Below are 13,947 nucleotides of genomic sequence, written 5' to 3' on the forward strand. Positions count from 1 at the left end.
CCCATCCGCTCCACCGAATCCGCCCGGGAGGCGCTCCCGTGACCCGTGTACTCGTGGTCGAGGACGAGGAGTCGTTCAGCGACGCCTTGTCGTACATGCTCCGCAAGGAAGGTTTCGAGGTCGCCATCGCGGCCACCGGACCGGAGGGACTCGACGAGTTCGAACGCAACGGCGCCGATCTGGTGCTGCTCGACCTCATGCTGCCCGGCCTGCCCGGCACCGAGGTCTGCCGACAGCTCCGCGGCCGCTCCAACGTCCCGGTCATCATGGTGACCGCCAAGGACAGCGAGATCGACAAGGTCGTCGGCCTGGAGATAGGAGCCGACGACTACGTGACCAAGCCCTTCTCCTCCCGTGAGCTGGTGGCGCGCATCCGCGCGGTGCTCCGGCGGCGTGGCGAGACCGAGGAGGAGGTGCCGGTCGCGCTGGAGGCCGGACCGGTCCGGATGGACGTCGACCGGCACGTGGTCACCGTCGCCGGCCGCAAGATCGACCTGCCGCTGAAGGAGTTCGACCTGCTGGCGATGCTGCTGCGCAACGCCGGCCGGGTCCTCACCCGCATGCAGCTGATCGACCGGGTCTGGGGCGCCGACTACGTCGGGGACACCAAGACCCTGGACGTGCACGTCAAGCGGCTGCGCGCCAAGATCGAGCCCGACCCGGGCGCCCCGCGCTACCTGGTGACGGTCCGGGGCCTGGGCTACAAGTTCGAGCCCTGACCGGCCCGGGGAGGCGGCGAACGCCCGCCGCCTCCCGTGAACGGCGTCGGTCAGCAGCACGAGAGGGCCGGTGTGGCCACCCCGCGGGGTGGCCACACCGGCCCTCTCGTCGCGTCGCCGGGCTCAGATCGGCCCGGCGGCGGAAGCCGTTCGGCGGACCGCCGTCAGCCGTCCGTGCCGGAGTCGGTCCCGGTGCCCTCGCCGTCCTCGGCGTCGACGTTGGACTCGCCGGGCGACTGGCCGTCGGAGTCCTGGTCCTGCTCCTCGCTGCCGTCGGTCTCACCGGGGGACTGCGAGCCGCTGTCCTCGGGGCCGTCGGTGTCCTGCTCGTCCTCGGTGCCGGGCTCCTCGCCCTCGACCGCGTCGTCCTCGGTGCCGGCCACGCCGTCCGGGCCCCACAGCTCGTAGTGGGCGAAGGCGCCGTCCACGCCGACCATCGGGACGACGGTGGCGCGCAGCTCGGCGGTGCCGACCTCGCTGAGGTCGAAGACCAGGTGCTGGGCGTTGCCGAGCACGATGCCGACGGACTCCGCGTCGGTGACGAACGCGCCCGCGTTGCCCTCGCCGCCCAGGCCGACCGAACCGCCCGCGGGGATCTCGACCGTGGACTCGCCCTCGGCGGGCACCAGCTCGAAGACCTCGCCGTTCTCCGGGAGGGTGATGGAGACGAGCGTCCGCGGCTCGCTGCCCTCGTTGAAGATGCGGCCGGTGACGGCGGCGGGCCCGTCCTCGGACATCACCACGTTGATGCTCTGGATCTTGATGTCCTCGACCTGCGTGGTCGCGTTGACCGGCTGGACCAGGGTCGTCTCGGCGTCGAACCCGGCTCCGCAGGCGGCGGTGAGCGGAAGGATCGTGAACGCTACGGTCGCGGCCAGGGCACCGCGTCGAAGGCTGCTGCTCACGGCTGCGGCATCTCCTTGGGCGAACGGGAGGCGGGCCGCGGGAAGCGGTCCGCCCATACGTCAATGATCTGTCAGCGCACCAGCCTACCCACCCGCCTCAGAGCGCCCGCACCCGGTACGGGCGCGTCGTCGCGGTGGGCCAATCCGGTGGATCGGGAAAGAGGCTGCGCCGATCCTGTGGAGATCATTGATCAATCCGGGATCAGGCCCTTCGGCGATCAATTTCCGATGAACCCATACGGATCAGTCGTGTGATTCTTCCAACTATGACAAAACGGACAGTATTCTGTGGAGAAGTGGCGCGGGAAGCGACTTCTTCGCCGTGTTCTGTTCGCGAATCCGGTAGTGCCCGCGATGCCCCCGACCTGCGGATACCTGTCCGAACCGGGCGTCCGCAGCACGTCGGCGGCGCCGTTGTCAACCCCCGAGATATGGCCTGACCTGCGAAAACGTCATTCAATAGGGTGTCTGACCGTGTTACCCTGGATAGCCACGGAAGGGGTACCTGTCACATGACGTTCAAGGTTGGCGACACCGTGGTCTATCCCCATCACGGGGCCGCGCTGATTGAGGCCATCGAAACACGCCAGATTAAAGGCGTGGACAAGCTCTACTTGGTGCTGAAGGTAGCCCAGGGTGACCTGGAGGTGCGCGTCCCGGCGGAGAACGCCGAGCTCGTGGGCGTGCGCGACGTCGTGGGCCAGGAGGGTCTGGACCGCGTGTTCGAGGTGCTGCGCGCACCGTACGCGGAGGAGCCGACCAACTGGTCCCGCCGCTACAAGGCGAACCTGGAGAAGCTGGCGTCCGGTGACGTCATCAAGGTGGCCGAGGTCGTCCGCGACCTCTGGCGCCGTGAGCGTGAGCGTGGTCTTTCCGCAGGTGAGAAGCGGATGCTCGCCAAGGCGCGGCAGATCCTGGTGAGTGAACTGGCGCTCGCCGAGTCCACCAACGAGGACAAGGCCGAGACCCTGCTCGACGAGGTCCTCGCCTCCTGACACCACCGCTCCGCCGGGCTCGCCGGCGGACGGTCGAGACGACTGCGGCAGTGCCCGGTACCGGTCATCCTCCCGGCTCCGGCGCCGTACACCTCACCTCGTCGTGCGCGTTCCGGTCACGGGCAGTCGCCCAGGACCGGGAGCCACGCCGAGGCGGCCGGTGGCCGATTTCGCACGGGTGCGTCGGCCCGCGCCGCTCGCGCCTCACCCGGTCCCAGCTCCACGTCGACGCTCTCGCAGCGCCCGAAGGCCGTATGTGCCGGACGGGCGCTGCGGCGCGTTCACCGCTCACCCATGCCACTGATCCACCCGCGGCGTACGGCCCGAGGGCCGTTGCCGCAGGATCGTTCTCCCCCGGCGGGGGTGTCGGTGCCGCACGCGACGGGCTGGGTCGGAGTGTCACGGAAAGGGGCCGACCCACGGTGCCGCCCGGCACGCTGAGGCCATACCCACAGCACCCCCTGGAACAAACCTAGGGCCCGATGTCAATGTCTGATAAGTCCTCCGGCTCCGTCATCCCGCCCCGAGGGGACCCGCAGGACGCGGTTCACGGCTCCCGCCGGACGGGCCGAACCGCCGCCGTGATCCCCGCCGCCGGGCGCGGTGAGCGGCTCGGCCCCGGCGCGCCGAAGGCGCTCCGGCCGCTGCTGGGCACCCCGGTGCTGGTCCACGCGGTGCGCGCGATGTGCCGCGCCGAGGCGGTCTCCCTCGTCGTCGTGGTGGCGCCCCCCGACGATCCCGGCGCCGTCACCGAGATGCTGGCGCCGGCCGGGCTGCCGCCCGGTATCGAGGTGGTCGTGGTCCCCGGCGGCGCCAGCCGTCAGGAGTCGGTCCGGCTCGGGCTGGCCGCGCTGCCGCCCGACGTCGACGTGGTGCTGGTGCACGACGCCGCCCGGCCGCTGGTCCCGGCGCACACCGTGGACGCGGTCGCCGCCGCCGTACGGGCCGGTGCACCCGCGGCCGTGCCGGCGATGCCGGTGACCGACACCGTCAAACGGGTCGACCCCGACCCGTCGCGGGCGCCGGGAGCCCCCGAACCCGTGGTCGCGACCGTCGACCGGGCCGGTCTGCGCGCCGTGCAGACCCCGCAGGGGTTCGCCCGGCAGGTGCTGGCCGAGGCGCACCGCGTCCACGCCGACACCGGCGGGAGCGAAGGCGCCACCGACTGCGCCGGGATGGTGGAGCGGCTCGGGCACCCGGTGGTGCTGGTGCCGGGCCACGAGGAGGCGTTCAAGATCACCCGTCCGCTGGACCTCGTGCTCGCCGAGGCCGTGCTCGCCCGCAGGGAGACCCTCGCCCATGACCGCTGAGACACCCGACCTCCCGCACTCCGCCGCCCGGAACCTCTCCGGCACCGCCGGAGCGCCCCCCGCCGGGGACGCGCCCGTGGCGCCGGTCGCGGGCATGCCGGTCGTCGGCGTCGGAACGGACGTGCACGCCTTCGAACAGGGCCGCGAACTGTGGTGCGCCGGGCTGCGCTGGGACGGCCCGGAGGTGGAGGGGTTCGGTCTCGCCGGGCACTCCGACGGCGACGTCGCCGCCCACGCCGCCTGCGACGCGCTGTTCTCGGCGGCCGGTGTCGGCGACCTCGGGGCACACTTCGGGACCTCGCGCCCCGAGTGGGCCGGGGCCTCCGGGGTGACGCTGCTGGCCGAGGCCGCGCGCATCGTGAGGGCCGAGGGCTTCCGGATCGGCAACATCGCCGTGCAGGTCATCGGGGTGCGCCCGAAGGTCGGCAAGCGGCGGGACGAGGCGCAGCGCGCCCTGTCCGAGGCGGCCGGCGCGCCGGTGTCCGTCTCCGGCACCACCACCGACGGCCTGGGACTGACCGGCCGCGGCGAGGGGCTGGCGGCCATCGCCACCGCGCTGCTGGTGCGCTGACCGCCGCGGGGCGGCGCCCGGCCGGATCGGCACATCCGTGCCCTGTCACCGCCGCGTCGCCGCCCCGCGCGCGACCGTTCCCGGTCTACGCTGACGCTCCCCGGTGCTCCGTGGCCGCGTCCGTCCGCGTGCGTGTGCCGCCCGTCCCCGCGCTCCGCGCGCGGGCCGGCGGGCGTCGCCGTACGCGGAATAACCGGCAGAGCCCTGGGAGTTGAGACAGCGCAGACGTCGCCGGACGCCCCGGGGGCGCGGCGGCGGGCCGCACGGCCCGCCGGTTCCCGGCACGCCCGGTCAGGTCCCCCACCACCACCCAAGGACGGTCTTCCGTGGCAACCCAGCTCTCCCCGCAGCTGAAGGATCTCCTCGACTCCAAGACGTTCGTGACCATCGCGACGCTCCAGCCCGACGGCAGCCCGCAGCTGTCCCCGGTCTGGGTGACGCGCGACGGGGACGACGTGCTGATCTCCACCACCGAGGACCGTCGCAAGACCGCCAACCTGGTGCGGGACCCCCGGGTGACCGTGATGGTCAACCCGGCGGACCAGCCCTACACCTACGCGGAGATCCGCGGCGTCGCCGAGCTGATCCCCGACCCCGAGGGCGAGCTGATCGACCAGCTCGCGCTGAAGTACGTGGGCAAGAAGTACGCCGACTTCAACGCCACCGCCGGCCAGGACGCCCCCCGGGTGATCGTCCGGATCACCCCGCGCAAGGTCGTCGGCCAGGGCCTGGCCTGAGGGACGCCGTCCCCGCGCCCCGGGCGGGCGCGGGGAGCGGCCGGCCGGGGCGCGGCCACGACGGCTTTCCGGACGAGTCCCCCTTCCGCGCGGGCGTGATGCGCGCGCGATGCACAGGACACCGGTACTTCCTACTACCCTTGTCGCGTGACCCTTCGCCTGCACGACACCAGCGCCCGGAAGATCCGCGACTTCGCCCCGCTCGTCCCCGGGTGTGTCTCGATCTACCTCTGTGGTGCGACCGTCCAGGCAGCGCCGCACATCGGTCACATCCGCTCGGGGCTGAACTTCGACATCCTGCGCCGCTGGCTGACGCACCGGGGCTACGAGGTGACGTTCGTCCGCAACGTCACGGACATCGACGACAAGATCATCGCCAAGAGCGCCGAGCAGGGACGCCCCTGGTGGGCGATCGGCTTCGAGAACGAGCGGGCCTTCGACCGCGCCTACACCGCGCTGGGCTGCCTGCCCCCGACCTACGAGCCGCGTGCCACCGGTCATGTCACCGAAATGACCGAGATGATGCGGGTGCTGATCGAACGCGGTCACGCCTACGCCGCCGACGGCAACGTCTACTTCGACGTCCGCTCCTTCCCCGGCTACCTGGAGCTCTCCAACCAGGATCTCGACGAACTGCGGCAGCCCTCCGGAGAGGGCGAGACCGGCAAGCGCGACCCGCGCGACTTCGCGCTGTGGAAGTCGGCGCGGCCGGGCGAGCCCAGCTGGGAGACCCCGTGGGGCCGCGGCCGGCCCGGCTGGCACCTGGAGTGCTCGGCGATGGCGCACAAGTACCTCGGCGCCGCTTTCGACATCCACGGCGGCGGCCTGGACCTGGTCTTCCCGCACCACGAGAACGAGATCGCCCAGGCCAAGGCGTTCGGTGACGAGTTCGCCCGCTACTGGATGCACAACGCCTGGGTGACGATGAGCGGCGAGAAGATGAGCAAGTCGCTCGGCAACTCGGTGCTCGTCTCCGAGATGCTGACCCGCTGGCGGCCGCTGGTGCTGCGCTACTACCTCGGCACCCCGCACTACCGCTCCACCATCGAGTACAGCACCGAGGCGCTGACCGAGGCCGAGCACGCGCTGGGCCGGATCGAGGGCTTCCTCCACCGCGCGGTCGAGCAGACCGGTGAGGTGGTCCCGGCCGCCGAACTGCCGCCCGAGTTCTCCGCCGCGATGGACGACGACCTGGCGGTGCCGCAGGCGGTCGCCGTCGTGCACACCACGGTCCGCCAGGGCAACGCCGCCCTCGACGAGGGGGACAAGGAGTCGGTCGCCGCCCTGGCCGGACAGGTCCGGGCCATGCTCGGCGTGCTCGGAATGGACCCCCTCGACGAGCGCTGGGCGGGCGAGGCCGGCGGCCGTACCGAGAAGCTGAACGACGCCGTCGACAGCCTGGTCCGGCTGGTCCTGGAACAGCGGCAGTCCGCGCGGGAACGCAAGGACTACGGCACCGCCGACGCCATCCGTGACCGGCTCCAGGACGCCGGGCTGGTCATCGAGGACACCCCGACCGGGCCCCGGTGGGAGCTGGGGTAGTCCGTGACACCGATCCGCCGCGATCCCCGGCCCGGCGCCCGCCGGGCGGGCCGCCCGGCTCCGCAGCCCCGCCCCCGCCGTCCGCGCGCATCCGGCGCGCGTGACGCGATACGCATCATCCTCCGAAGGACCAGGTAACTCCCATGGCAGGCAACAGCCAGCGCCGCAACCGCCGCACCTCCAACAAGAAGGGCGCCACGGTCGGCAGCGGCGGCAATCGCCGCCGCTCGCTGGAGGGCAAGGGCCCGACGCCGCCCGCCGAGATGCGCAAGGGCCACGCCAAGCAGCGTGCGGCCAACGCCAAGGCGCGCAAGGCGACCGTCCGTACCCAGCGCCGCCCCGGCGGCAAGGCACCCGCCGAGCTGGTGGTGGGCCGCAACTCGGTGTTCGAGGCGCTGCGCGAGAACGTGCCCGCCAACGCCCTGTACGTGCAGCAGTTCATCGACACCGACGACCGGGTGCGGGACGCCGTGCGCCTGGCGACCGAGGGCGGCATCCGCCTGGTCGAGGCGCCCCGCCCCGAGCTGGACCGCATGACCAACGGCCTCAACCACCAGGGCCTGGTGCTCCAGATCCCGCCGTACGACTACGCCCACCCGGAGGACCTCTCCGCAGCCGCGCTGGACGGCGGCGAGGACCCGCTGATCGTGGCGCTGGACGGCGTCACCGACCCGCGCAACCTGGGCGCCGTCGTCCGCTCCGTCGCCGCCTTCGGCGGCCACGGCGTCGTGGTGCCCGAGCGGCGCGCGGCCGGGATGACCGCCGGTGCGTGGAAGACCTCCGCCGGCGCCGCCGCCCGCATCCCGGTGGCCCGCGCCACCAACCTCACCCGCACGCTCCAGGCGTACCAGAAGGAGGGTGTGCAGGTCATCGGCCTGGCCGCCGACGGTGAGCTGGAGCTGGGCGAGGTCGCCGCGCTGGACGGGCCGGTGGTGATCGTGGTCGGCAGCGAGGGCAAGGGCCTGTCACGGCTCGTCAGCGAGACCTGCGACGCGCGGGTCCGCATCCCGATGCCGGGTGGTGCCGAATCGCTGAACGCGGGCGTCGCGGCCGGTGTGGTGCTGTACGAGGCGGCCCGCCGCCGCGCCTGACCGGGTGGCCGCCTGACCGCGTGACCGGGTGGCCGGCTGACGGCGGGCGGGTCAGCGGCCCGTCCGCCGCACGCCTCCGGGACGTCGCCGACGAGCCTGTCCGGGACGCCCTCCCGGTGCCCGTCCGATGGCCGGATCGCGACCACCAGTGCCCTTACGGGCAACGGCAGTTCGCGTTCCGTGTTCGGATGGTAGGTTGCGCGTGAGGGCTCAACGGCGCGCTGCTCAGCGCTGCCCGGGAGCCCGTTACCGGGACGTGCCGCTTTCGTTACCCCGGAGCAGGCAACGATTCCAGCCGGAAACCAGTCTTACCTAGACACGGTTACACGACTTTCTCGGGGGTTACATCCATGCGCTCCGCGCACATACGAGGTTCCCTGGTGGCGCTGGTCTCCGCCGCGCTGCTGCTGACCGGGTGCGGTTCCGACGGTGGCTCCGGGGCCACCGACGACGCCAAGCCGGTCGCCAACGAGGCCAGTTCGACGCCCTCGGAGGAGGAACCCGAGGAAGAGCCCGAAGAGGAGGAGCCCGAGGAGGAGCCGGACGACGTCCTGATGGAGGCCGGCGACGAGTCGGACGACGTCCGTGAACTCCAGGCCCGGCTGGGCCAGACCGGCGTCTTCGAGGCCAAGCCGACCGGCTACTACGGGGACACCACTACCGGCGCCGTCGCCGCGTTCCAGGAGAACCGTGACGCGCTGGAGGTCTCCGGCATCGTCTACGAGTCCACGTGGGAGCTGCTCGTCGGCGAGACCACCGAGCCGACCCAGGACGAGCTGTACCCCCGCGAGCAGATCATGGGCTACGGCGACAACAACGACCAGGTGCGTGAGCTCCAGGCGCGGTTGACGCAGGTCGGCCACTTCGACGAGAACCCGACCGGCTACTACGGCAACGTCACCAAGTCCGCCGTCGAGGCGTACCAGCGTGCCGCCGGGCTGGAGGCCTCCGGGACCGTCTACGACGACACCTGGGCCGCGCTGACCGGCGCCACCAAGAAGCCCGCGCGGGACGAGATGTTCGTCCCGGTCGAGGTGCCCGAGGTGGAGAAGGAGACCCCCGCCGGGCTGGACGACCGCTGTATGACCGGCCGTTCGCTCTGCATCTCCAAGACCACCAACACCCTCTCCTGGGTGATCGACGGTGACGTGAAGATGACGCTCGACGTCCGCTTCGGCGCCGAGGGGTACGAGACCCGCGAGGGCGAGTTCACCGTCTACTGGAAGAGCCGGGACCACCACTCGACCATCTACGACTCCCCGATGCCGTTCGCGCTGTTCTTCGACGGCGGCCAGGCCGTGCACTACTCGGAGAACTTCCTCCAGAACGGCTACGAGGGCGGCTCCTACGGCTGCGTCAACGTCCGTGACCGCGCGGCGATCGAGTCCCTGTTCGACCAGGTGAACGAGGGCGACAAGCTCATCGTCCACTGGTGACCCGTGACGGGAGGCGGCACGCCCGCCGCTTCCCGCCCCCCCCGCACGCCGAACGCCGCGCCCGTCAACCCGGTTCGAACCCGGGTGGCGGGCGCCGCGTCGTCATGGCCGCGGCGGTGGAGCGGTGGTGGGCGTCCACCCGACGGGCCGCGTGGTCGCCGGTCCGGGGGCGCTCGATGCGCGTCGGGGGCGCGTGGTCGCGGGGCCACGACGTGCATCGACGCGCGGATTGACGGGTCGCCGTCAGTTTCTGCCCGGCAGGCAGTGTCTTAAGCGGCGGTCACTCGGTTAGAGGAGTGTGGACACACGAACACCCCGCGCCGACTCTGGGGGAGACCGGAGCGGCTTCATCGGCGATGCGACGGAGCTGAACACGGTCAAGGTGCCGTGCGACCCCTCCCAGATCATCGTCAATCACGCCAGCTTCCGGGTGGAGTTCGCCGCCCCGCCCCCGCCACCCGGCAGTAGTCCGCGGCTGGAGGGCGCGCCGCTGGGCTCCATCGCGGTCCGCCGGAAGCCCGCCGCCGCGCGTACCCGCCGACCGGTGGTGTGGAGCGGTCACGCCGCGCCCGGCGACGCCGGCGCGGGCGGCCTGCTCCAGGCGGTGCAGGACGCCGGAGCCGGCGTCTCCACGCAGGTGCTGCCACGCGTCACCGACACCGCCACGCTGCCCCGGGTGCCGTCCGTCGTCGGACCGCGCGGCCCCGGAGCAGGCGAGGGCCCCCGGCTCACCCCGGACCCCCGCGAGCGGTTCGACGGCTACGACCACGACGACCACGACAACGACCACCGCTCCGAGGACCGGGACCGGGACCGGGCCGCCGACCGTGCCACGGCCACCCAGACCGGCCGGCCGGACGCCCGCCAGGGCTACTACCCCGGACGGCGGCTCAGCCTGGGCATCGTGCTGCTGCCGCTGCGGCTGCTGCTCGGCTTCATCACCATCACGGCCGGCTTCGCCAAGCTCACCGACCCCGTCTACTTCGACGGTGGCGAGCGCGGGTCGATGGTCACCTGGCTGTCCTCGCTGGAGCCGTGGGCGCTGGCCGGGCCGCTCCACCAGTGGGCCCTCGCCCACCCGGTCGGAGCCGGTCTCACCGTCGCCTTCACCCAGATCATCGTCGGCGTCCTCACCATCGCCGGGCTGTGGCAGCGGCTCGCCGCCGTCCTGGGCGCGCTGCTGTCGCTGGCGCTGGTCGTGACCGTCGCCTGGCAGTCCGGCCCGGCCTACGACGCGCCGGACATCATCCTGCTGGCCGCCTGGTCGCCGCTTATCATCGCCGGTGCCCCCGTCTACTCGCTGGACGGGCGCCTCGCCGGAGAGGCGTGGCGGACTCTCGGGCCGCGCGTCCCGGTCAGCGAGCTGCGCCGGCGGGTGCTGCGCCGTGGCGCGCTGCTGGCGATGCTGCTGCTCGGCACCACGCTGCTGCTCGGCTCGCTGCTCGGCAGCGCGGTGCGCTCCGCCGAACTCACCACCGTCCCCCGTCCGGGCGAACCCCCGCGCAACAGCCAGCAGGGCGTCAGCCTTCCCGGCGAGGAGGACGAGGAGGACGCGGTCGAGGAACAGGCCACGGAGTCCCCGTCACTCGGTGACCCGGGGGGCGCCACCCCCGGTGAGTCCCCGGCGGACGGCGCCGAGTCCCCGGCCGACGAGGCCCCGGCGGACACCTCCGGCCCGGCCACCGAGCAGACCGTCCCCGACAGCGGCAGCAACCCGGGCACCGCGCCCGAACAGCAGCAGCAGGCCCCGCCGGCGCAGCAGCCCGGCGGCGGCCAGGAGGCCCCGGCCCCGCCCCCGCCCGCCGAGGACGGCTCCGGCGGAGGTGGCGGAGGCGGTGGCACCGGCGGTGAGGAGCAGGCGCCGCCGGAGGACTCGGGTTCCTCGGACGACGGAGGTGATGGGGGCAGCCTCGGCCGGATCGGTGGGCTGCTCGGTTAGGTGGCCTCCTCGGCGACTGACCACCTCAGTACGGAGAACAGCAGGAACACGCGCGGCGGTCGGTAGCCGCGGCGCACGGGCGGAGCCCGGGTCGCACCCTCGCGGGGGTGGCCCGGGCTCCGCCGCGTCGAGGGCGTGGGTGCGGGCGTGGGCCGGTGGTCTGGGCCCGTGGTCTGGGCCGGTGGTTCGGGCCGGTGGCTCCCGTGGCTGTGTGCCGGGTCCCACTGGCGCCCCGCGCCACTGTCGTCGCCGGGCGGGCCCGGCCACCGGTTCTCCGGCTCTCCGGTTCTAGTCCTCGGGCGGTTCCGGCTCGCCCTCGTCGGGCACGATCTCGCAGCGCACGGTCACGGCGGAGCCGGCGGTGGCGGGCTGGCCGCCACCCGGCTCGGTGGCGGTGACCCGCAACAGGGCACCCACCAGCTGGCAAGAGGGGTCGAGCTGGGCGGACAGCCCCGCCGACTCGATCTGGCCGGCCGCGGAGCCCGGGTCCACCCCCACCACATGGGGAACGGTCGCGGACGCCTGCGGTCCGGTGGAGACGGTCACCGTGACGGTGCTTCCGGAGGCGACCTGGGCACCGGCAGCGGGCTCCTGGCCGATGACCTGCCCGGCGGGCCGGTCGTCCTCGGTGTCCGACCGGGCGGCGGTCAGGCCCACCGCCGCCAGCTCGGCCTGGGCCTGCTCGAACGGCAGGTCGGTCACGCCGGGGACGGTCGCCAGGCTCGGCGACTCCGGGGCGCTGTCCCCGCCGGAGTTCGAGGAGCCCTCCGACGGCGCGGCGGCGACGGTGAGTGTCACCGTGGAACCGGCGGCGGCTTCGCTGCCGCCCTCCGGGGTCTGTTCGAGGACCGTGCCGGGCGCGGCGTCACTCGTCTCGCGTGGCTCCTGCGCGACGGCGAGGTCGAGTTCCTCCAGCTCCGCCCGCGCCGCGTCGACGTCCGACCCGACCACGTCGGGGACCTCGACGGTCTCGTCCGGGTCCGGGGCGTCGGACCCGTCGGATAGGAAGACCACGACGGTGGAACCGGCCTCCACATCGGTGCCGGGCGCCGGATCGGTGGCGCAGACGGTGGACTCGGCCTGCCCGCAGGCGCGGCGTTCGTCGCCCGCCTCCGCCGTGAGGTCGTGCTCGTCCGCGATCTCCTGTGCCTTCTCCCACTCCAGGCCGACCAGGTCGGGGAGGGCGAACCGGTCGTCCGATCCGCCGAAGAGCGAGGAGCTGAAGGCCACCAGTGCCGCCACCAGGACGAACACGCCGGCGGCGATCGCGATCGTCTTCTTCCGCCGGTCGTCGTCCTGTTGCCGCTCGGCGCGGCGTCCGCGGCGGCCGTCGCCGCCGTCGGCCGGATGGCCACCGCCGTGGGCCGCGGACGGGACCGCGGTCGTGCGGCGGGTGGCGCCCGGCACCTGGGTGCTGTGACCGAGCAGCGCCTCGATGTCCGCCCGCATGTCGTCGGCGGTCTGGTACCGCTCGTCGCGTCCCTTGGCCAGCGCGCCGAGGACGATGTCGTCCATGTCCCGGGTGAGGCCGTCGGTGACGGTGCTCGGTGGCTGCGGCTCGGCCGTCACATGCTGGTACGCGACCGCGACCACCGACTCGCCGTCGAACGGCGGTCGCATGGTGAGCAGTTCGTAGAGGAGGCACCCGGCGGAGTAGAGGTCGGAGCGCGCGTCGACCTTCTCGCCGCGTGCCTGTTCCGGCGAGAGGTAGTGCGCGGTGCCGATGACGGTCGACGTCTGGGTCATCGTCATCCCGCCGGCGCCCATGGCCCGGGCGATGCCGAAGTCCATCACCTTGACCTGGCCGTCCGTGGTGAGCATCACGTTGGCCGGTTTGATGTCACGGTGCACGATGCCGTGTTCGTGGGAGTAGGCGAGGGCGGAGAGCACACCCGCGCAGACCCGCAGGGCCTCCTGCGGCGCCATCGGTCCCTCGGCGAGGACCTCGGAGAGTGTGGAGCCCTCGACGTACTCCATGACGATGAACGGCAGGTCCGTGCCGTCGACATGGGCCTCGCCCGTGTCGTAGACGGCGGCGATGGCGGGGTGGTTGAGGGAGGCGACCGCGCGGGCCTCACGCTGGAACCGCTCCTGGAAGACGGAGTCCTGCGCGTGGTCGGACAGCAGCGTCTTGACGGCGACCGTGCGCTCCAGGCGGAGGTCGCGCGCGAGGTAGACCCGCGCCATGCCTCCCCTGCCGAGCTGCTTGAGCAGCTCGTACCGGTCGGCGAGGAGCGTCGGCGCGTTCATGTTGTTCTCCCCATGGGCTCTCACCACCGCGCCCCCGCCCGGTGTTCACCTGCTGGCACACCCTAGCCGTTCCCACGTCGGCTCCGGACCAGAGGCGTTGGGCGGCGGCCGGTCCGGGACGGTCCCGGCCGGTCCCGGCCGGTGGCGCCGGTCAGCGGCGTTAGCCTGGGCCGGTGCGGACCCGCCGCGCGTCCGATGGGAAGGGCGGATGCCGGGATGTGGCGACTGGAGCGGCTCCGGGCCGACCACGCGGAGGCGGTGCTCGCGTTCGAGCAGGAGAACCGCGCCTACTTCGCGCGTGGCGTGCCCGACCGTGGGGCCGACTACTTCGCGGAGTTCGCGGCCCGCCACGCGGGGCTCCTCGCCGAACAGGCCGCCGGACACGACCACTTCCACGTTCTCGTCACCGGTGCACCGCCGGACGGCGTGGGCGGTGGCGGCGTGGGCGGTGG

General features: G+C 72.9%; 11 protein-coding genes and 1 pseudogene. 10 read left to right on the top strand and 2 right to left on the bottom strand.

Features of this window, described 5'->3' with window-relative positions:
* Nucleotides 1-38 precede the first annotated feature (38 nt).
* A complete protein-coding gene (gene phoP, locus E0D90_RS16175) occupies nucleotides 39-719 on the top strand; it encodes a two-component system response regulator PhoP (RefSeq protein ID WP_103504075.1) in 681 nt (226 codons plus the stop codon).
* Nucleotides 720-883: 164 nt separating this feature from the next.
* Here the strand turns inward: phoP and E0D90_RS16180 are convergent, their stop codons facing one another.
* Nucleotides 884-1,624: a DUF461 domain-containing protein gene (locus E0D90_RS16180; protein WP_103504076.1), complete on the bottom strand. Its 741-nt coding sequence runs from the start codon at nucleotides 1,622-1,624 to the stop codon at nucleotides 884-886.
* Between the two features lie 512 nt (nucleotides 1,625-2,136).
* Between E0D90_RS16180 and E0D90_RS16185 the strand changes: the two genes are divergently transcribed.
* The 8 genes from E0D90_RS16185 to E0D90_RS16220 all read left to right on the top strand — a co-directional run bounded on the left by E0D90_RS16185 (nucleotide 2,137) and on the right by E0D90_RS16220 (nucleotide 11,245).
* Entirely contained in the window at nucleotides 2,137-2,619 is a 483-nt protein-coding gene (locus E0D90_RS16185; protein WP_103504077.1) for a CarD family transcriptional regulator, read from the top strand.
* Between the two features lie 488 nt (nucleotides 2,620-3,107).
* Nucleotides 3,108-3,929: a 2-C-methyl-D-erythritol 4-phosphate cytidylyltransferase gene (gene ispD / locus E0D90_RS16190; protein WP_438827406.1), complete on the top strand. Its 822-nt coding sequence runs from the start codon at nucleotides 3,108-3,110 to the stop codon at nucleotides 3,927-3,929.
* 94 nt (nucleotides 3,930-4,023) lie between these two features.
* Nucleotides 4,024-4,500, top strand: a complete 477-nt coding sequence (gene ispF, locus E0D90_RS16195; RefSeq protein WP_130798990.1) for a 2-C-methyl-D-erythritol 2,4-cyclodiphosphate synthase — start codon at nucleotides 4,024-4,026, stop codon at nucleotides 4,498-4,500.
* A gap of 326 nt (nucleotides 4,501-4,826) precedes the next feature.
* Nucleotides 4,827-5,237: a PPOX class F420-dependent oxidoreductase gene (locus E0D90_RS16200; RefSeq protein ID WP_103504079.1), complete on the top strand. Its 411-nt coding sequence runs from the start codon at nucleotides 4,827-4,829 to the stop codon at nucleotides 5,235-5,237.
* A 147-nt stretch (nucleotides 5,238-5,384) separates the two neighbouring features.
* On the top strand, nucleotides 5,385-6,779 hold the full coding sequence (gene cysS / locus E0D90_RS16205; protein WP_130798983.1) for a cysteine--tRNA ligase: 1,395 nt from the start codon (nucleotides 5,385-5,387) through the stop codon (nucleotides 6,777-6,779).
* A 143-nt stretch (nucleotides 6,780-6,922) separates the two neighbouring features.
* Nucleotides 6,923-7,870 (top strand): 23S rRNA (guanosine(2251)-2'-O)-methyltransferase RlmB, encoded by a 948-nt coding sequence (rlmB, locus tag E0D90_RS16210; RefSeq protein ID WP_103504081.1) that lies wholly within the window; start codon nucleotides 6,923-6,925, stop codon nucleotides 7,868-7,870.
* Between the two features lie 350 nt (nucleotides 7,871-8,220).
* Complete coding sequence (locus E0D90_RS16215; protein ID WP_130798984.1) at nucleotides 8,221-9,306, top strand: L,D-transpeptidase family protein; 1,086 nt, start codon at nucleotides 8,221-8,223, stop codon at nucleotides 9,304-9,306.
* Nucleotides 9,307-9,604: 298 nt separating this feature from the next.
* Nucleotides 9,605-11,245, top strand: coding sequence for a DoxX family protein (locus E0D90_RS16220; RefSeq protein WP_130798986.1), 1,641 nt, complete (start codon nucleotides 9,605-9,607; stop codon nucleotides 11,243-11,245).
* Nucleotides 11,246-11,533: 288 nt separating this feature from the next.
* Here E0D90_RS16220 and pknB read toward each other — a convergent pair whose 3' ends face one another.
* On the bottom strand, nucleotides 11,534-13,495 hold the full coding sequence (pknB, locus tag E0D90_RS16225) for a Stk1 family PASTA domain-containing Ser/Thr kinase (protein WP_130798988.1): 1,962 nt from the start codon (nucleotides 13,493-13,495) through the stop codon (nucleotides 11,534-11,536).
* 216 nt (nucleotides 13,496-13,711) lie between these two features.
* Between pknB and E0D90_RS16230 the strand changes: the two are divergent.
* A pseudogene (locus tag E0D90_RS16230) lies at nucleotides 13,712-13,947 on the top strand (GNAT family N-acetyltransferase); the annotation flags it as partial.

It is taken from the genome of Streptomyces otsuchiensis (assembly GCF_004305975.1).
Classification (GTDB): domain Bacteria; phylum Actinomycetota; class Actinomycetes; order Streptomycetales; family Streptomycetaceae; genus Streptomyces; species Streptomyces otsuchiensis.

Bases quoted from the DNA above. Each gene is read 5' to 3' on its own strand.
- E0D90_RS16185 (WP_103504077.1), top strand. From the start codon at position 2,137: ATGACGTTCAAGGTTGGCGACACCGTGGTCTATCCCCATCACGGGGCC.
- ispD (WP_438827406.1), top strand. From the start codon at position 3,108: ATGTCTGATAAGTCCTCCGGCTCCGTCATCCCGCCCCGAGGGGACCCG.
- ispF (WP_130798990.1), top strand. From the start codon at position 4,024: ATGCCGGTCGTCGGCGTCGGAACGGACGTGCACGCCTTCGAACAGGGC.
- rlmB (WP_103504081.1), top strand. From the start codon at position 6,923: ATGGCAGGCAACAGCCAGCGCCGCAACCGCCGCACCTCCAACAAGAAG.
- E0D90_RS16215 (WP_130798984.1), top strand. From the start codon at position 8,221: ATGCGCTCCGCGCACATACGAGGTTCCCTGGTGGCGCTGGTCTCCGCC.
- pknB (WP_130798988.1), bottom strand. From the start codon at position 13,495: ATGAACGCGCCGACGCTCCTCGCCGACCGGTACGAGCTGCTCAAGCAG.